The sequence below is a fragment of the Streptomyces sp. NRRL F-5123 genome (assembly GCF_000721495.1).
Taxonomy (GTDB): domain Bacteria; phylum Actinomycetota; class Actinomycetes; order Streptomycetales; family Streptomycetaceae; genus Actinacidiphila.
Map to the genome: position 1 here is coordinate 1 of NZ_JOHY01000085.1, position 19,701 is coordinate 19,701.

Below are 19,701 nucleotides of genomic sequence, written 5' to 3' on the forward strand. Positions count from 1 at the left end.
GAACATGGCGGACAGCAGCAGGATCGAGCGCTCGCGGCCTCCGGGGACACCGATCTGCGGCAGGGCGTCGCGGGAGTCCGCGCAGAACAGCTCGTGTGCGACGCCCATGCCCTCGGGGCCGCCGAACGCGTGGGTCTCCGGTTCGTAGATGCCGCTGGTCCAGCTGCGGATCTGCCCGTCGGCGACGAGCTTTTCGAGCAGGTCGAACATCAGGTACTCCGTGCGCAGCCGCAGTCCGCCGTCCTTGAGGAGGAAGTGGAATCGCTGGTCGCGCAGTCCCGCATGCAGGGCTCGGGCGCTCTCCGGCGTGACCGTGCTGCCGGGAAAGGCCAGGGTCGTGTGCCACCAGGCCGGCGCGTCCCCCTTGTCCCCCAGCCCGGAAGCGAAGTTGCCGCGGGTGGCGAGGGTGCCGGGGGGCTGGCGGTGCTTCCCGGGGCCGAAAGGGGCCCACCGACGAGATGGCATTTGCGCAGTCGAGCGGTTCGGGAAAGCAGTCTCGGTTGTCCCGGTGAGGGATCCCCTAGCGAACACAAAGAGGGCCGCGGTCAGTACCCTGACGCGGTGACGACCGACACTGCCTTGTCGAGGGCCATGAGTCGCACCGTCGACCCACCGCTGTGGCCGCTACCCGATCGCGTCGTAGAGCTCCTGATCGAGCTGGGAAGTCCGCCGCGGCTGGCAGCCCACCTGCGAGCCGTCCACGATGTCGCGCACCAGCTGGTCGACTGGATCGGGAGGCGCTACCCGGCCGTCCTCTTCGACCGCGAGGCGGTGCTCTTCGGCGCCGCGACACATGACATCGGGAAGACCGTGCACGTCTCCGAGCTCTCTGGGCCCGGTGCGGCGCACGAGGAGGCTGGACAGGCTCTTCTACTTGGCCGCGGCGTCAGCCCGGAGCTCGCCCGCTTCGCCGCGACACACGCGTCGTGGACAGAGCCCGGTGTCGGCTTGGAGGACCTCCTGGTGAGCCTCGCCGACAAGATCTGGAAGAACAAGCGCGTCTCCGACCTGGAGGACCTTGTCGTTGCCCGGCTGGCCGAAGAGACCGGTCGGGCGGCATGGGAGGAGTTCATCGCATTCGACGAAGTCCTCTCCCGCATCGGCGATGACGCCGACGGTCGCCTGGCGTTCCAGGGATCCTTCCCAATCCACGCTTGACAGAAGGGGGCAGCACACCGTGACGATCAGCCCCGACGGTCCCTGCCAGACGCCCAGCATCCCGCCGAGGCCGCAACTTCCCGATCTCGCAGCGGCCCGCAAGCTCGGACCTTCGGCGACCGTGGAGGCGCGCTGGCAACAGCTGTTGCTCGTCTGGCAGTGGCATCACATGCGGCACGAGATCTTGAAGCCGGGCACTGACTACCCGGGCATCGTGTCCCTGATTGAGGCGGCCGGAGCGGAACCGAGGCTGCGGCAGCTCTACCCTTTCACCAGCCATTACAACCTGAACTTCAGCAGCTTCACGAGCTACCCCTGGTCAATCCAGGTGCCGTCGGTAGACCCGCTGCATGACGGGCGGTTCCGCGTCCGCGGCCCTCGCCGTGCCGAGGTCCTCGGGTTCGCAAATACCGCGGACGCCGCGGTGTCCCTCGTCGTCGGCAACCTCCCCGCCGGGCTCGGGCCGGCCGTCGCCCACGAGCAGACCGGCCGCTGACGCGGACAGGACGAGCTCTATAGACATCCGGCGCCATGACGGGAGCCGCGAGCGGCACCGTCGGCCCGCGTCAGCCCGGAATCACGGCCGCGCTGCTCCGTCATGAGCCACATCGAGTCAGGCGTGGAACTGGCCGTTGCGGTACTCCTCGTGCGGCAGCGAGTCCCATTCGGTATACGCGCCGTCGCGCGTCACCATGAACAACGGACGCGATCGGAGGACATGCCCGACCCGTTGTCCACGCATCACGACCCCGGGATCATCCGGTCCTGCGTAGCCCTCGGGCGTGTAGCGGAAGTGCCCGTCCACTGTCTCGGCATAAGCGATCGCGTCGCGCTCCAGCTCCGACAGGTCTCTTCCGACCAGCGTGAGTCCGTCGTGCGCGACCTGGGGCACGGCGTCGGCAGCCACGCAGAACAGCCCCACAGCTTGGCTCACATAGGCGGTGACGGCAGGCGCAGAAGGAGCCACGCCGCGACGATGGACCTCGATCTTCCACGTCGGCGAGAAGATCGCGGGGCCCGGTGAACACTCGCTGACGCCCGACTGGCCGAGCATCTCAGCCGCCTCGACCACTTCGTCGACGGTCTTGCCGAACCGGAGCGGTCCGACCCCGACGGCCGGCGAATAGGGCCACTCGTCCCGTTCGGCAACTCCGGCATCGGCTTCGGTGTTGAACGGCACAGTCGCCCCTCTGGAGACAGCTGAGACCTGCGCCGATTGAGCAGGCACGGAACGAAAGGATCAAGGCGCCGTCGCATCCTCGGTTCGCTCGGCGTGATCCTGCGGCATGCGCTGCTGCGGCAGAAGCGGGCCGAGGCGCAGGGGGGTTCATGTTCAGCTCGAACCTGCCATAGGGGTTCACCTGGGTCCAGAACAGAGGGGAGAGGCCGCGCCGGTCTGCCTCGGTGAGCCTGTTCGCCCCCACTTGTTACGGAGCCGATCCTGGTCCTCCTCCAGCAGCGTCCAGACCTCAACCAGGTCGTCCGGTTCCCAGCCCCGACGCACGGCCAGCTCCTCGCCTCGTTCATCCACAGCGCGACCACGGTGCACAACAGAGTCAGGAGCCGAATGCGCGCTTGGCGAGACGCGAGTAAGGCGTAGGAGGGAGCGGTGCGCGTTTGGTCGCTCTTGTCAACCGGAGCCTCGGGGGGAGGGCCGTCTGTCCGTGTTCCTGCTGCCCGGCCGGTCTCAGAGCCTTGCCCTCTCGGGCGGCGGACCACTGGTCACGCCGCCGGCGCTCACAGCGGCGGGCGTACCCCACAAGCTGGGCATGTTCGTGGACAACGCGCGGAGGCGCGCCGACCAAGCTCACGGCGGATCGGCGGATCTGGTCGTGCACCAGAGCCGCTGCAACGTCGGCCTGGTGTGTGAGTCAGGCAGCTACGGACGGGGAAAGAACCGCCGTAAGGCGGAGTGGGGGACACGTGAGCGCTGAGCTACTGGTGGCAGGGAGCGCGACTGTTGTCGCGTTGGGTTCGTTATGGGTGTCGGTCGTACAGTCCCGAAGTACTATCCGGCACAACCGTCAGTCGGTACGCCCGCTGATTCGAGTGCACCAAGTGCGCCTCAAGCCCGACCATCGAGCGGGTCTGCTGGCGGTCAACGCGGGCCTCGGACCCGCGCTCGTCACCAGCACCGAGGTCTACTTCGACGGCACACACCTGGGTCAGTGGAATCTGTCAGCCTTCCACCACGTCTTCGCAGGCGCGCCGCGAGAACCAGTGATCTCAGCTCTCTTCACCGGCTCCACCCTTCTCCCCGGCGACAAAAAATACCTTCTACTCCTGGACCCGTTCGACGACACCGCCGACGCCTGGTTCTGGGAAATGGTCGCCGGCCGCCTCCGTATTGAGATCCGCTACGAGTCTCTCTACGGCGGGGAGAACTTCCACGCTGCCCCGCCGCCCCTGTGATGGCGACCGCGAGTGCGACGCCCTTGCGGGCGGCCTGCGAGGAGGGTGAGGCGGAGCGCCGGCCGCGCCGAGGCCGACCGCCGGGAGCAGGAGCGGGAGATGCAGAGCTGGGAGAAGGAGACCTTCCTCGAGGAGCGGGCCGGCCGCGTGGAGGAACTCGTCTTGATGTGGGACGACCCGCACCGCGTGGATCTGCGGGAATGATGCGGGGGCGTGCTGTCAGATGCGGGCGAGGACTTCGTCGCGGAGTGCCTGGAGGAAGGCCTGCGCGTCCTCTGGGGTGTCGAGGGCCGGTTCGTTCCTGCGGCCGGGGGTGTGGTCGGGGAAGGCGGTGAAGGCGGCGAAGGTCTTGAGGATCGTTGCGCCGATGGCTTTGGCGGTGGCGGGGTCGTCGCCGGCGAGGGCGGCCTGCTGGTGCAGAGTGTCGATCAGGACGTGGACGAGGCGGGCGAACGGGTCACGGTCCATCGCCGCGGCGTGCCGGCCGGCTTCGGCGGGGTCGTGGTCGGCGTCGATGTCGTAGGACGCGAGCAGGATGTGGTGCATCGCGTGGTGCCCGTACGCGGCGAGTAGCTCCGGCAGCGCGCGCTCTCCCGGCCCTGCGGACCCGCGGCGGGACAGGACGTTCAAGGCAGTGTCGTCGTTGCCGAGGACGGCTTCCAGCACGGCCAGGGCCCGCAGGTGCTCGTCGTCGGTCAGCTCCGGTTCCGCCTTCATAGGCCGGACTGTACGCGGCAACCGTTCGCCCACGGGGCCATCCCGGTGATTCCCCGACGACCTGCCCATGCGGAACCGCTTCGCCAGGACAGTTCCTGGGCAAAAAGCTTCCCCACGCATGGCGGGCGGCCCTCGGCGCCTGCCCGCTCCTCCTCGTCCCCCTGCTCTTCCCCGTCTCCGCCCACGCTGCTGGCCGTGCCGGCGGCGAGCAGGACATCGCCCTGCACCAGGCCGTGGCGGCGGTGCCGGTCGCGGCCGTGCTGGTACTGCTGGCATGGGTTGTGGCTGACACCGGGCGTACCCGGCGCCTGGCCGTACTGATCGGGGACGTCCGCCGCGGCGACGTCCAGGGGTTGACGAGCCGCCGGTGGGGGAGGAGGACGTCACTGCCCCGCGGGTAGGCGGGCAGGAGCGCGCCTACCCGCGGGGCGGTCACCGGGCCCCGCGGGGTGCGGGGCGGCGGGTCAGGAGAAGTAGCCGCTGCAGTCGACGATGAGGTCGAGGGTGCTGCTGCTGCGGTTGTAGAGGCTGAATTGGTCGGTGTCGCTCGTCGGGGTGAGCGCCAGGTTGGCGATGATGTCGCTGGCGGAGAAGTTGATGTTGGAGGTGGAGGGCTGGGTGGCCCCGGTGGGGTAGGCGTTGACGTAGCCGGCCGCCCCGGTGTTGGTGACGGTCAGCACCGTGGCCAAGGTCGGCGCGGTCGCTGTGGTGACCTGCTGGGTGTCCGCGGTGCTCACGGTGTAGGTACCCATGGAGGCGATCGGTGCGGCGCTGGTGCCGCCAGTGCCGTTGCGGGTGTCGACGAGGCGGGTCGGGTTGACCGGGTGGTAGGCCTGGCCGCCGGCCCCGGCGGTGTAGTAGCCCGAGACGTCGACGATGACGGCAGTGGCGCTGCCGTGGTTGTAGATGGTGATGGTGCCGCCGGTTCCCACCGGCACGTCCGCCGCCATGGACGACAGGGCACTGGAGGTGTCGTAGGTCAGGGCGGTGTCAGCGGCAGGGGAGGTGCCGGTGGCGTAAGCCGCCAGGTAGCCGGCTCCCGTGGCCCCGGCGGTCGTCAGGTTGACGGCGACCGCGGTGGCGTTGGCCGGGACACCGCCGACACCTTGGATCTTGAGGGTGAACGTGGTGTTGCCCGGGACGGTTCCGGTGCCGCTCAGTCCGGAGGTGTTGGCGATGCTGCTCCGGGTGTCCAGGGTTCGGGTCGCCGTGGTCAGCGGGGTGTATCCCTGGTCGCCGGTCAGGCCCGCGTCGGTGGTGAAGTAGCCGGTCAGGTCGACGATCAGGGCGACGGTGTCCGTGCTGCTTCCGGCGGTGTAGAGGTCGATCTTGCCGTCGAGGCCGACGGGGACGATCTGGTAGCCGGTCACGGTGGTGTTCGCGGCGTAGTTGTTGGAAGAGGTGATGGGCCGCTGGGTTCCGTCGGCGTAGGTCGTCACGAAGCCGGCCCCGGTCTGGTTCAGCACGGTGACGTCGATGGCGACGGCGCTGACGGAGTTGGGGATGGTGGTGGGGGCGCCACTGGCCGAGGGGCTGACGGCGTCACCGGCGATCTGCAGGGCGGTGACGGAGCCTTGGTGGACGGTGCTGGTGCCGGCAGTGACTCCCTGAGTGTGAGTCAGGCCGCTGGCCGAGCGGGTGTCCAGCACGCGGGTGGGCGTGACGGACTGGTGGTAGCTGCCAGGGGTGTAGGGCTGGCTGGGCGCCAGCACGCTGCCGCTCCAGGTCTGGACGCCGGCGATCTGCCCGTCGAAGTAGGCGCTGCCGGCCGAGTCGTGCTGCTCGGCACCGATCTCGAAGTTGCCGGTGGCGCCCGTGGTCGGCGCGGGGTGGGTGCCGGTGGCGACGAAGACGTCGTCGACGAAGAGGTTCATCACCCCGGTCGGCTTGTCATAAGTGGCGGTCAGGTGGGTCCAGGCACCCAGCTGCACGGTTCCGCCGGTGACGGAGTGGAAGCTCCAGGCGGTGCCGGCACCGGTGTTGAGGGCGAACTGCCAGCCGCCGGTGGTGGCGGACAGGACCATGCCGGAGTCGGCGCTGCCGTTCTGGGACAGGACAGCGGTGTTGTTGGCGGTCGGGTTCACCCAGGCGGAGACCGTGAAACTCTGGGTGAGGTCGAGAGCCTTGCCGGTGGTGTGCAGGTAGCCGGACTTGCTCTGGTCGAGCGCGATGTCGGGGTCGAACAGGTCGCCGGTGTTGGCGGTGATCCCGCCGGCGCCGGTCAGGGTGAGCGGGCCGCTCGTGGCCGCGTCCGCCGCGGTGGCGGTGGTGGTGGTGTAGTCCGCCAGCGACCAGTTGTGGGTGCCGCTGGTGAGGGTCTGGCCGCTCTGCCCGGTCAGGGTGGTGCCATTGAACAGGTAAGCGGTGACTTTGCCGGCGTCGTCGACCTTGCGCAGGTCCGGGGTGCCGTCGCCGTTGAGGTCGGCGGCCTGCAGGACGGGGGCCGCGGCCGAGGTCCAGCCGCTGGAGGCGACCTGGACCGGGGTGACGGTGCTGCCGTAGGCGAGGTTCTCCAGGTCGGTCGGACTGTAGTAGTACACCGCGCCACTGCTGGTGTCACGGGCGTACAGCGCGGGCAGCCCGTTCAGCTGGGCCGTGGCGAGGGTCCATCCGTTCCAGTCTCCGCTGCCAGCAGGGTTGGTCGAGGAGATCGGCACCGCGTTGTCGGGTCCGGTGAACGCGCCCGCGGCGGGGTTGGAACCCTCGTCGACCAGTTGGCCGTTGATGACCAGCAGGAGGTCGGGGTACCCGGTGGCGGGGTAGCCGTTGAGGGTGTTGTACAGGCCACCGCCGGGGGCGATGCTCGTGGCCAGGTGCCCGTACTGGTCCGTGAACGGCGCGCCCTGCAGCAGGGTCGAGTTGTCGCTGGTGGGCGTGGCGAAGGGGGAGCCGTCGCCGTTGCCGTTGAGGAGGAAGCCCCGGCCGGTGGCGGGGTTGTAGTCGACGACGTCGTTGAAGCCGGAGCCGGTGTTGAAGTGGCCCGTGACGGCCTGGGTGCTGTTCCAGTCGGCGGCGCTGCCCTCGGTTTTGACACCGGTGCCGGACGCGCCGAGCTGGGTGGCGGCGGTGGCGACCTGGGCGCTGCTGCGGCCGCTGGCCAGCCACAGGCCGGGGGGCAGGTCGGCCTGGCTGCCGACCACGGTCAGGTCCGCGGTGCCGTCGCCGTTGAGGTCGCCGTCGGCGGCAGGAGTGGTGGGCGGAGCGGCGTACACGTAGCAGGTGCGGGTGTCGCCGACGTTCCCGCCTGAGGAGATTGAGGTGACGGTCAGGACGTTGGTGCCCCGGGTCGGCTTCAGGGTGATGGACCCGGTGGTGGAGATCGGTGCACCGGCGTTCAGCTGGTACAGGTAGCTGGCGGGAGCGACGCCCTTGGTGTTGGGGCTGACGCTGAACGTGGCCGTGGAACTGACCTGGTAGGCGACGGTGGACGTGCTGTCGTTGCAGTCCTTGCCGTCCGAGTCGTTGACCGTGGGCGCGCCGGGCCGGGTGGGGTCGAAGGTGAAGCTGCAGGTCTTGGACGGCCCCACCGCGTAGGTGCCGTCGGTGACGGAGGAGATTCTCCAGGACACGCCGGTGGGCGCGGTGGTGCCCAGCCACTTGTCGAGGTTGGCCTGGCTCAGGGTGTAGACGGCGTTGTGCCCGGAGGCGGAGCTGACGGTCTGGGTGGTGATGTTCGCACCGCCCGTGGTCTTGAAGACGTCGAAGGTGGCGCTCAGGGTGCCGCCGTCGGTGTCGGAGACGCCGGCGGACAGGGTGATGTCGCCGTCGCCCAGCGTCTTGAGGCTGCTGGTGCAGGTGCTCGCGGGCGACGTGGTCAGGTTGGTCGGGACGTTCGGCTTGTGGTCGAACGTCGTCGTCATCGTCATCGTCGAGGGGTCGAACTTCTTCCACCCGTACGGGTCCGCCTCGTCCGAGGCCCGCAGGCCCAGGGTGATGTTCGCCCGGGAGCCGTTGGCGGCGGACTGCACGGCGCTCTTGGCGTCCCAGCCGACCGAGGCGGTGGGGCAGGAGCTGTTGTAGCCGTGGGCGGTCGTCTGCGTGTCCAGTTTCGAGGACCAGGACGGCTGCGCGTTCCAGGTGGTGCCCGAGGAGATGGCGCCGGTCAGCCACAGTTCCACCGGCTTCCCGGTGCACGAGGGCGCGTAGGTCTCGGTGGCGTAGAACGTCGACGACAGGATCTGCGCTCCGTAGATCCGGCTGTCCACCGACATCTGCGCGAAGGTGCGCCCGGTGTAGTACGGGGACTCCCAGCCCTGGTAGCCCACGCGCAGCCCGGCCGCGCTGGTGGTCTTCCAGTAGCTGGTGGTGGGGTAGTCGGAGGCGACGTAGGTCCACGCCTGCAGCACGCCGCCGCCGGCGCTGTAGGACGGGTCGATGTACAGCGGGAAGACCGTCGACTTGCCGGTCAGCAAGGACGCGTCGGGGGTGAGCTGGATCTTGCCGTCGCTGTAGTGGGCCTTGATTCCGGCGACGTGTGCGCTGCGGCCCGGTGCGGCGGTGCTCGACTTGGCCGGGCGCCCGTCGCGCGCCGCAGCCTCGCCGGGCGTGGTGGCGGAGGTCGTGGCGGCAGGGGCTGCAGCGGTGGTGTCGGCGGAGTCCCACATCGTGGGCGCCGGCGCGGCGAACACAGTGCGGCCGCGCACATCCTTGGCCGTGATGTTGCCGGCCGCGTCGGTGGCCATCGACACGTTCTTGGCATGCGTGGTGAAGTCGAGGGTCGCCAGCGCGGGATTCGCTGCCGCGGTGGCGTTCTTGACGACCAGAACCTCGGAGAAGCCGCCCTGGTTGTCGGCGGTCACCTTCAGATCCACCCCGGGGAGCACCTCGGCGTAGGTCGCGCTGTCGCCGGACACGGTGGGGGCAGGCAGGGCCGGGATGGAGGAGGGCAGCGTCAGCGCCAGTGACCGGCTCAGGTCCTTCATGACTGCCAGCGGGCCCTTCCCACCCCCGGACAGGGTCAGGGCGGTCGTGGACAGGCTCGGCGACAGGCTGCCGTCGCTGTTGCGGGTCAGCGTCGCATCCAGGCCCTTCCACGCGCCGTCGGCGTACTTGCGCATCGGCTGCGCGGACTGGGTGAGCGTGAACGAACCGTCCGGGTTGGCCGTTTCGGTCTCGGTCGGGGTCGTGGCCAGGTCGACTGCGACCTTCTTGCCCGTTTCCCGGGCCTTGGCCGAGGCATGAGCCTCGTCCAGGGCCGTCTTGGACGTGTCACTGCCGCTCGGAGCAGCTTGCGCCGGTGGAATCGCGGCAGCCAGCGACAGCGCGCCCAGCGCTGACGCCACAGCCACCGCGACGGCACGGCGCCGTGGGGAAACGGTTCTGGACAAGGTGGTGCTCCTGGTGGTGCTCGAAGCCGCCGGACTGGGCCCGGGTCGACGGGGGAAGGGTGCTCGGGCGAGCGGGTCATACGGTCGGCTCGGGAAACGGCGGCCTGCCAGATCAGCAGAACCGGTACCAACGCCGGGGTCGGGCTGACGCAAAGCGCGTGCGGCGGCACGTCATCAGGGGCGCGGACTGCCGATACGTCCACCGCTGCGCTGTACGCAGGCCGTCGGCCGCCTGAACCCCAAGAAGATGAGCATCCCCCACTCACTTTGCGATCTTGCCGGATTCGTCCCGTCACATCGGTACGAACCCACCTCTCGCCTGGGCCAGAGGCCCTACTAGTCCACATGGTGAAGGCGAGGCAGACGCGACTGCTCGTCACCATATGTTCGTTTTTCGTAGGGTTCACTGGTGAAGCTTTTGCGGAATCATTACCTCCACTTGTCTGAAATGCCAGGAAACTCCCAACCCACACTTGTGTGACCTTCTGCGATATTCACGGCCGCAGCACTGGCTTCGAACAGCCAGCAGTACGTCCTGCCCGCGTGGCGGATCAGAGAGACAAGGCGGGGTTGGCCATGGGCCGAACAACGTGGCGGCACAACCGACCGGAAGGAGCGCCTGCACGACGGCGGTGGGCAGGCACCCTGACCGTCCTCGCCCTGGCCGCCCCGATGTTGGCCGGCACCACTCCCGCACTGGCCAGCGGCCACGCAGGGGCCCCGAAGGTGCACGGTGTGGCCTCGGTCACCGGCGTGACCGCCGTCAAGGGGAAGAAAGCCAAGGTCACCGACCAGACCACCCGCCCTTACCGCGCCACCGCGACGGCCTGGCCCAGCGCCGACTCCGCGCAGGCCACGCTCACCGCCCCCACCACCGGGACGCAGGGTAAGACCCAGGCCGGCGCCACCCCGCTGTGGGTCAAGGGCATCGCCCCGAAGAAGGGCACCTACAGCGGCCCTACCGACGTCGCCGTTCACGTCCAACCCCACACGGCTGCAGCCAAGTTGGGCATCGCGGGTGTGGTCTTCACCGTCGGCTCCACCGATGGGCGCAAGGGCGACGTGGAGGTCGGCCTCGACTACAGCAAGTTCGCCCAGGCCTACGGTGGCAACTACGCATCCCGGCTGCACCTGGTCCAGTTGCCGGCCTGCGCGCTGTCCACCCCGGACAAGGCCGAGTGCCGCACCCAGAAGCCGCTGACCACCAGCCGCGACGCCCGCACCGACACGGTCTCGGCCACCGTCGGCCTCACCCCGACCGTGACCCCGCAGACCACGGCGACGCCGTCGGCCACCGCGGCGACGACAGGCTTCGTCACTGCCGTCGCCACCTCCGCGGACACCGTCCTCGCCGCCGCCGCCGGCACTGGCGGCGGCGCGGGCAGCTACTCCGCGACCTCGCTCAGCCCGTCCGGCTCCTGGTCGACCGGAGGCTCCACGGGCTCCTTCACCTACTCCTACGCCATCCAGCTCGCGGACGCCTCAGGAGACCTGAAGCCCACCGTGTCGCTGGGCTACGACTCCGGCTCGATCGACGGCAAGACCGCCTCCACCCAGGCCCAGTCGTCCTGGGCCGGCGACGGCTGGAACACCCCGGACTCATTCATCGAGCAGAGCTTCGCCTCCTGCTCCGACAACCCCGACGGCTCGGCATCCCCGGCGTCCACCGTGGACATGTGCTACGACGGCCCGGTCCTGACCCTGTCGCTGAACGGCTCCTCCACCTCGCTGCTGAAGGACTCCTCAGGCAACTGGACGGCCGCAGACGGCAGCGGCGAGAAGGTCACCCACGTCACCGGCTCCGACAACGGCACCGGCACATACAACACCGACTACTGGACCGTCACCGACCGCGACGGCACCTCCTACACCTTCGGCCGCAACCAGCTCCCGGGCTGGACCTCGGGCAAGGCGACGACCAACTCGGTGGACTCCGAGCCGGTCTACTCCGCGCACTCCGGCGACCCCTGCTACAGCGCGGCCGGATTCACCTCCTCGGTGTGCACCATGGCCTACCGCTGGCACCTGGACTACGTCACCGACGTCCACGGCAACGCCATGTCCTACTGGTACGGCCAGGACACCAACTACTACGGCGAGGACAACGGCGCCCACAACGCCTCCTACGTCCGCGATTCCCACCTCGCCCGCATCGACTACGGCTTCACCGACGGCAACGCTTTCGGCACCGTCCCCGACCAAGTTGTGTTCACCACCGCCGCCCGCTGCACCGCCGCCACCTGCGACCCGATCTCGGCCAGCAACGCCGCCAGCGAGTACCCCGACGTCCCCTACGACCTGATCTGCGCCTCCGGGGCCACCTGCACCTCCTACAGCCCCTCCTACTTCTCCACCGTGCGCCTGACCTCGATCAAGGTGCAGCAGTACTCCACCGCCGCCTCCGCCTACAAGACGGTGGACACCTACACCCTGGGCCAGTCCGAGCCCGCCACCGGCGACGGCACCTCCCCGACCCTGTGGTTGTCCTCCCTCACCCACAAGGGCGACGACACCAGCGCGGGCGGCTCCGCCTCCCCGATCACCCTGCCCGCGGTCAAGTTCACCGGTACCGACCTGCAAAACCGCGTCGACACCACCAACTACCCCGGCCTGTACCGCTACCGCATCGGTTCCGTCACCAGCGAGACCGGCGGAGTCACCTCGGTCACCTACGGGCTCCCGTACGCGTGTGACGCCACCTACGTGGCCACGGCGTCGCCGTCGGGCAACACCAAGTCCTGCTACCCGGTCTCGTGGACCCCGAAGGACTACACCGCCCCGATCACCGACTGGTTCCACAAGTACGCCGTCACCCAGGTTCTCGAGCAGGACACCACCGGCGGCTCGGTCGCCCGCGAGACCGACTACACCTACAGCGGCGGCGCGGCCTGGCACTACGACGACAACGAGGTCGTCAAGGCCAAGTACCGCACCTGGGGCCAGTTCCGCGGCTACGGCAGTGTCGAGGCCCAGACCGGCGACGGCACCGACAACGACCCCAAGACCGAGTCCGTCACCGCCTACTACCGCGGCATGGACGGCGACTGGCTCTCCTCCAGCAGCACCCGCTCCGTGTCGGTGACCGACTCCCAGGGCGGCGCCCACCCCGACAGCGACCAGCTCGCCGGCCAGCCGCTCGAGACCACCGTCTACAACGGCACCAGCGGCCCGGTCGACCAGTCGACCATCACCTCGTACTGGGTCTCACCCGCGCTGGCCACCCGCACCCGCACCGGCCTGCCCGCCCTGACCGCCGGCAAGGTCGCTCCCGCAGAGTCCTGGACTCGCCAGGCCACCACCGACGGCGGCACCACCGTCTGGCAGACCACCGAGACCGACACCACCTACGACGCCGGCACCAGCAGCGCCACTTTCGGCCTGCCGACCTACAGCTACACGCACACCGTTCCGGCGAACACCGGCTACGACCAGTGCACCGCCATCAGCTACGCCAAGGCCAACACCACGTTGAACCTGGTCGGTCTGGTCTCCTCCAAGGAGACCGACTCGGTCGCCTGCTCCGGCTTCAGCGAGAACACCATCTCCTCGGTGCCCCAGGCGTTCAACAGCCTCGCTGCGCCGGCGAGCGTCAACCGGCCTGCGCGGGTCGTGTCCGCCACCGAGACGTTCTACGACGACCCGGCTTTCTCCACCACCTTTCCGCAGACCACGACGCCCACCAAGGGCGACGCCACCATGGTCCGCACCGCCTCCGACTACACCGGCGGCGCGTTCACCTGGCAGAACAACGCGCGGACCACCTACGACTCCTACGGGCGCGTCCTCACCTCGACCGACGCCAAGGGCAACAAGACCACCTCCGGCTACACGGCCGACAGCGTCGGCCTGACCACCGGCACCAGCACCACCAACGCGAAGGGCCAGACCGCCGGCACCACCGTCGACCCCACCCGCGGTCTCACTCTCACCTCCACCGACGCCAACGGGATCAAGTCGACCGTCCAGTACGACGCGCTCGGCCGCACCACCTCGGTGTGGGAGCACAACCGCCCCACCACCGCCCCCGCCGACGCGATCTACACCTACACGGTGTCCCAGACCGGCCTGACCGGCACCACCACCGAGAAGCTCAACGAGTCCCTCGGCTACGCCACCTCGGTCAGCATCGAGGACTCCCTCGGCCGCGACCGCCAGATCCAGGAGCCGACCCCGCAGGGCGGCCGCCTGATCACCGAGTCCGTCTACGACTCCCACGGCTGGGTCCGCAAGACCAACAACGGCTACTGGGACTCCAGCACCACCCCGGCCCTGGCCCTCGTCTCGGTCCAGGACTCCCAGATCCCGGACCAGGACGTCTACACCTTCGACGGCCAGGGCCGCACCGTCGTCGACGACTCCCAGCAGTACGCCCAGCTCAAGCAGGAAACCGTCACCGTCTACAACGGCGACTCCACCACCGTCATCCCGCCCACCGGCGGCACGGTCAAGACCACCCGCACCGACCCTCTGGGCCGAACCGCCGAGATCGACTCCTACTCCGCCGCCCCCACCCTGACCCGGCCCGCCAACACCTTCACCGGCATCTGGTACGTCACCGGCGGCACCAAGAACGCCATCGCCTACGGCTACGACAGCCACAACAACCAGGCCACCACCACCAGCGGCGGCAGCACCTGGACCAACACCTACAACCTGCTCGGCCAGGCCGTCACCAAGCAGGACCCCGACGCCGGCACCTCCGACATGGTGTACGACGCCAACGGCAACCTGACCCAGACCACCGACGCCAACGGCAACAGCGTCTCCTACACCTACGACGTCCTCGACCGGCAGACCGCCAAGTACGCCGCCACCACCGCCAACCAGGCCACCAGCAACGAACTCGCGTCCTGGGTCTACGACAACGACAACAACTACGCGGGCGTGACCGACGCCATCGGTCAGACCACCACCGCCACCAGCTACAACAACGGCAACACCTACGTCACCCAGCAGCTCGGCTTCAACGTCTTCGGCGAATCCCTGGGCGAAGGCGTCACCATCCCCGCAGCCCAAGGGGCCCTCGGCGGCAAGACCTACACCTTCAAGCACACCTACGGCAGCGCCACCGGAGTCCTCCAGACCGACAGCTACCCCCTCGGCGGCGGGCTCCCCAGCGAGGTCGTCACCCACACCTACACCACCGCCCTCGACCTGCCGTCCGGCCTCTCCGACACCGCCTACGGCTACGCCCAGAACACCAACTACACCGCCTACGGCCAGGTCGCCCAGGAAACCGTGGGCATGGGCACCAACCTCGCCTACCTCACCAACACCTACGACCCCCACACCGGCCAGCTGACCGACCAACTCGTCAGCCGCACCAACAGCCCTGCCCAGGTCGACGAGCAGAACTACACCTACGACCCGTCCGGCAACATCACCAAGCAGGTCTCCACCCGCCTCGGCAACACCGCCGCCACCGAGACCCAGTGCTACCAGTACGACCAGCTCGACCGCCTCACCCAGGCCTGGACCGCCACCGACTCCTGCGCCGCCGCCCCCACCACGGCCGGCCACAGTCAGGTCGGCGACCAGCTCTCCGGCGGCACCGCGTACTGGACCAACTGGAGCTTCGACATCCTCGGCCAGCGCCAGAAGCAGGTCGACCACTCCACCACCGGCGGCACCGACACCACCACCAACTACACCTACGACGGCAACGGCAAGAGCCAGCCGCACACCCTGACCAGCACTCAGGCGTCCGGCGGCAGCACCACCGCCACCGCGTACACCTACGACAACGCGGGCAACACCCTCACCCGCAACACCGCCGCCAACGGCAACCAGACCCTGACCTGGAACAACACAGGCCAGCTCACCCAGATCAGCGGCGGCAAGACCGGCACCACCAACTACATCTACGACACAGACGGCAACGTCCTCGTCCAGACCGACCCCAGCTCCACCACCCTCTACCTGCCCGGCCAACAGCTCACCCTCACCGGCACCACCACCACGGGCGTGCGCTCCCTCCCCCTGCCCGGCGGCGGCACCGTCGTGCGTACCGGCCTCAACACGGCCTACTCCTTCGAGTTCGCCGACCAGCACGGCACCAGCGGCCTCTACCTCGACAGCACCGCCCAGACCCCGGCCTGGCGCCAGTTCACCCCCTACGGCGACACTCGCGGCAGCGCGGTCACCTGGCTCGACAACCGCGGCTTCCTCAACGCCCCGAACAACGCCAACACCGGCCTTACCCAGCTCGGAGCCCGCCAGTACGACCCCGCCCTCGGCCGCTTCATCAGCCTCGACCCGATCTTCGAAGCCACCGACGACCAGCTCCTCAACGGCTACAGCTACACCCGCGACAACCCCATCACCCAGGCCGACCCCAGCGGTTTGATCCCCCTCGGCCCGACCGACGGCGGCGTCAGCAGCGACAACGCCTGGGCCGCCCAGCGCGGCATGACGGCCGGCTACACCTACAGCAACGGCACCTACAAGTGGAAGCAGGTCGCCAAGCATGACAAGGCCAGCCAGACCAGCTACCACCGCTACCTGGCCAACCCCGCCCACTACATGATCGACGACAAGTACGCCAAGGCGTACGCGGCGCACGAGCACAAGCTGTACACCGACCGCCTTGCCGCAAACCGAAGGGCAGCGGCGGCAAGGGCTGCCGCAGCCGCCAAGGTCAAGAAGCAGCGCAGCGTCGCCAGCAGCATCGGCAGCTTCCTGTACCACGCATCCGGAGCCTCTGACGTTGTGGGCTGCGCCACGAATCCCTCCTGGGGCGGATGCGCCAAAGCAGCCGGGACGGTCGCACTGACTATCGGCACCGGGGGAGAGGACGAAGTCGGACTCCTGGTTACTCGGGGAATCGAAGAAGGCGTCGAGGATGGTGCGCTTCAGATGGCCTCAAAGGCGGCCAACAAGGCGGCGGAGGATTCTGGGAGTATCTTTGTGAAGGACAAGCATCTCTCCTCCTTCGAGGGCAGGTACGCTATGTTTGCCACCGCGGATAAGTCGGAGGCTCAGTCGTGGGTTGCCGAGGGACTCAGATCAGGAAAAGCAGTATTCAAGCCCAATCCGGGCATCCATGAGGACACCACCTTCAGGCTGGAGGTTGACATGGGGCGCACTGTCGGTACAAAGGGGCAAACCGGAATTCGAGTCGTCGTGGCAAATGATGGTCGAGTCATCAACGCTTTCCCCTTCAACCCTTAGGAGGGGGAATGAAGATCGACTATGACCGATTTGGGGCGCCGGACCTGAGGGGACGCACTCTCGCTGATTTCCTGATCAACGTAGAAGCCGACCTTAAGATCGTGGAAGGTGACGAGGTCGTCTACTCCGAACGCTCCTTCCCCGTTGCAGAGTTGGCCCGAGAGTTGAATCAATGGATGGAAGAGGCTGGTGAGGTGCCGCCGGAAGATGGCTTCTGCTTCCAGTCGCTCTCGTTCGAGGAACCCGGTGCAGTGGTTGTCAGTCAGGTCGGTTCCGGTTGGATTGTCGGATCAAGTCTCGAGCCAGGTAAGATCACTCGGATTCTCGCATGGACGGATCTTCGTGTGACTATCTCAGATTTCATCGACAAGGTGAGGCGTGACCTTGTAGGAATTGGGCTCGATCCGAGAATCATTGATAAATAGATGCGCATTACGGCGGTCTGCCATCGCGTGATTGCAGACCGCCGTGATGCCACGATTGCTGTGGAACAAAGCTTTCCCACGCGCGAGGACGAGGCCATAAGGCCTGCCGAACAGTGGGACGGTCGACTGCATCAACCCCGGTGCCGTGTGACCCAGGCTCCTCCGGTCGTCGGAGGACCGGACCTGGCGGGCTGGTGGTGTGGGACCGGGCGTGCCGCGTGGCGATATTTCGATGCCTCTGCGCTCGCCGAGCGTCTCGCGGGCAGCGGGGCGGACTCGGCTTCGTGGCGGCGCTGCCGGTAGGTGGCCAGCAGCTCCTGGAAGGCCTTGAGGGGGAGCCCCTGGCCCAGGACCCGGTACCGCTACAACTACGCCATCTTCTCGACCTCGGGATTCAGCCGGGATGCCCAGGAGTTCGCCCTCGCCCACCAGATATCGCTCGTGGACCTGTCCGTACCGGATTTCCGACGACTCCGCGATCTAGTGCGCACCGCTGCAAAAGACGTCCATACGGCGATGCGTGTTATGCCGGCCGCCGACCTGCCGTCCGTGCACAAGATCCGGAACTACTTACGCGGCCCCCTGCTCAACCTCCGGGACCAGTCGGTTGTCTCTGATCCATCCGTCACCGCCCCACTCGACGTCCTGACGGAGAGCCTGCGCAGCCGATCCACGCTGGGGTTCGTCCTGGCCTTCCCCGCCGCACCGTTCATCCTCGGACTCGCCTCCGACGACCTGTACAGCTTCGTGAACGGCTCTGTTCCGTAGTCGGTGGTGACGGTCGGTGGCAGTCACTGCAGCAGGATGCGGTGACGGAGGAGGTCGAATCCTGCTCGGCCGTGCATCTGCCGCATGATCCTCTTTGTCCGAGTGTTGACGCCTTCGGTGCGGCCGTTGCTCCAGGGGAGTGTCAGTCCGGGATTGACGGCGGCGCGGTCGAGTTCGAGGCCGTTGCAGAAGCTGTGCAGGTGGGGCAGGTCGGCGCCGCGGGCTTGGGTGATCCATTCGGTGAGCTTGGAGTCGTTGCCGTCGGTGGGCGTCAGGAGGACGGCGAATTCGCCGACGAGGGCGGTGAGTTGGGTCATTTCGGGGCAAGCCGCGGTGAGGAGGGCGAGCAGGTCGGTGTCGTTGGTCCGCAGGTGCTCGGGGTGGGTGAGCAGGAGCCGGGCGAGGCGGCGTGGGGTGGTGACGGGGCGGTTTCCTTCGGCGCGGCCCTGGTTGAGGTCGCGGACCAGCAGGTTGGCGCTGCCGGTGTAGCCGAGTTCCCTGATCTCGTGCAGGAGGTGGGTGACGGGGACTGCCGGGTTGTCGTACCGGCGTCGGCGCAGGTGGTCACGGTAGGGGTCGACCAGGGTGGGCCGGTAGCGGGGGGTGATGCGATCGGCCGACGGTTCAGGGTTGCGGGCATATCGCTTGACGGTGTTCAGGGCGAGGTCCAGTCTGCGGGCGCATTCGAGTAGGTCGACGCCCTGGCCGAGGAGGGTGTGGACTTTGTGCCAGCGCTCGCGGGTGGGTCTGCTCGCGGACGCCGCCGGGACGGGGTGGGTTGACGGTGGCCCAGCAGGGGGCGTGGGCGCGGACCTCGGCCAGGACCTTGTCGCACAGGTTCTTCCACAGGTTCCAGCGGTCGCTGACCTGCACCGCGTCGGGCAGTGCCCGGCGGATCGCCTCGGCGTAGGTGGCCGAGCGTCCCGGCGCACGACCTCGACCTCGTTCTTCCCACGCAGCCAGGCCGTGAGGGTGGCGGCTTCGCGGTCGGGCAGGACGTCGACGCGTTCCCCGGTCTTGGCGTCGATGATGATCGTGGCGTATCGGTGGCGGCGGCGCAGGGCGAAGTCGTCGACGCCGATCACCCGTGGGACGCGGACCGTCGGCGGGGGTATGCGCCGCAGCAGGCGCAGGGATGTGGCATAGGAGAGGGGCGTGGCCAGGAACCCGGTGAGACGGGAAGCCGCCCGCCCGCATAACTCCTTGACCACTTTCGAGACCTGCCTGGTCAGACGCGTGGTGCGGCGCTGAAGGCGCTCGAGCAGCCCAGGAACCTGCTCACGGAAGGTCTGCCGCCGACAGCTCAGGACCGGACAGACCAGGCGCCGCACCCGGACCCGGGCCACGACCTGCCGACCGTCCACCGGCACATCCGCCACCGTCCGGACGTGATACCCGTGCAACCTCTCGGTCGCCACCCCGCACACCGGGCAGGGCACGGGAGCATCCCGGGTCCGTGCGATGACCCGGATCACCTCACCGTCATCCGCCACATCCTCGATGACCAGCGCCGAGAGCCCCGAAAACACCACTGCGGTCAGAGAGTTGGCATCTCGCATGCCACGTCAACGACACCCCTCACCTGCCGTCACCACCGACTACGGAACAGAGCCGAACGTTCTACAGGGGTGTGTCCAGTTAACGGCTGATCTTGGTTGTTGGGGTTCAGTTGTTGGCCGGGGTGAGCCGGCCTTCGAAGGCGATCTGGAAGGCGTTCAGGGGTG

11 protein-coding genes and 1 pseudogene are annotated in these 19,701 nt (G+C 68.3%); 7 read left to right on the forward strand and 5 right to left on the reverse strand.

Going from position 1 to position 19,701, the window contains the following annotated elements; all coding sequences use genetic code 11:
* Positions 1-465, reverse strand: a 465-nt coding sequence (locus IH54_RS0136695; protein WP_031525379.1) for a thiopeptide-type bacteriocin biosynthesis protein, incomplete at its 3' end; no start/stop codon positions are given.
* Positions 466-591: 126 nt separating this feature from the next.
* On the opposite strand from IH54_RS0136695, the gene IH54_RS0136700 reads away from it, so the two are divergent.
* Positions 592-1,158: an HD domain-containing protein gene (locus tag IH54_RS0136700; protein ID WP_031525380.1), complete on the forward strand. Its 567-nt coding sequence runs from the start codon at positions 592-594 to the stop codon at positions 1,156-1,158.
* A 19-nt stretch (positions 1,159-1,177) separates the two neighbouring features.
* On the forward strand, positions 1,178-1,654 hold the full coding sequence (locus IH54_RS40815; RefSeq protein ID WP_159012315.1) for a DUF6193 family natural product biosynthesis protein: 477 nt from the start codon (positions 1,178-1,180) through the stop codon (positions 1,652-1,654).
* A gap of 117 nt (positions 1,655-1,771) precedes the next feature.
* Here the strand turns inward: IH54_RS40815 and IH54_RS0136710 are convergent, their stop codons facing one another.
* A complete protein-coding gene (locus IH54_RS0136710; RefSeq protein ID WP_031525382.1) occupies positions 1,772-2,338 on the reverse strand; it encodes a hypothetical protein in 567 nt (188 codons plus the stop codon).
* A gap of 869 nt (positions 2,339-3,207) precedes the next feature.
* On the opposite strand from IH54_RS0136710, the gene IH54_RS0136715 reads away from it, so the two are divergent.
* Positions 3,208-3,570, forward strand: coding sequence for a hypothetical protein (locus IH54_RS0136715; RefSeq protein WP_052398282.1), 363 nt, complete (start codon positions 3,208-3,210; stop codon positions 3,568-3,570).
* Positions 3,571-3,615: 45 nt separating this feature from the next.
* The gene (locus tag IH54_RS45925; RefSeq protein WP_159012317.1) at positions 3,616-3,774 is read left to right on the forward strand and encodes a hypothetical protein; all 159 of its coding nucleotides are present in this window, start codon (positions 3,616-3,618) and stop codon (positions 3,772-3,774) included.
* Between the two features lie 15 nt (positions 3,775-3,789).
* Here the strand turns inward: IH54_RS45925 and IH54_RS0136725 are convergent, their stop codons facing one another.
* Positions 3,790-4,287, reverse strand: coding sequence for a hypothetical protein (locus tag IH54_RS0136725; protein ID WP_031525384.1), 498 nt, complete (start codon positions 4,285-4,287; stop codon positions 3,790-3,792).
* Between the two features lie 464 nt (positions 4,288-4,751).
* Positions 4,752-9,614: a LamG-like jellyroll fold domain-containing protein gene (locus IH54_RS0136735; protein WP_159012319.1), complete on the reverse strand. Its 4,863-nt coding sequence runs from the start codon at positions 9,612-9,614 to the stop codon at positions 4,752-4,754.
* A 735-nt stretch (positions 9,615-10,349) separates the two neighbouring features.
* Here IH54_RS0136735 and IH54_RS47830 point away from each other — a divergent pair.
* From IH54_RS47830 to IH54_RS45930, 3 genes are all read left to right on the forward strand, one after another.
* The gene (locus IH54_RS47830) at positions 10,350-16,784 is read left to right on the forward strand and encodes an RHS repeat domain-containing protein (RefSeq protein ID WP_052398283.1); all 6,435 of its coding nucleotides are present in this window, start codon (positions 10,350-10,352) and stop codon (positions 16,782-16,784) included.
* 8 nt (positions 16,785-16,792) lie between these two features.
* A complete protein-coding gene (locus IH54_RS42235) occupies positions 16,793-17,209 on the forward strand; it encodes a hypothetical protein (protein ID WP_052398284.1) in 417 nt (138 codons plus the stop codon).
* Between the two features lie 516 nt (positions 17,210-17,725).
* Positions 17,726-17,977: a hypothetical protein gene (locus tag IH54_RS45930; protein WP_159012321.1), complete on the forward strand. Its 252-nt coding sequence runs from the start codon at positions 17,726-17,728 to the stop codon at positions 17,975-17,977.
* Positions 17,978-18,000: 23 nt separating this feature from the next.
* Here the strand turns inward: IH54_RS45930 and IH54_RS40820 are convergent.
* Positions 18,001-19,536: pseudogene (locus tag IH54_RS40820) on the reverse strand (ISL3 family transposase).
* Positions 19,537-19,701 lie beyond the last annotated feature (165 nt).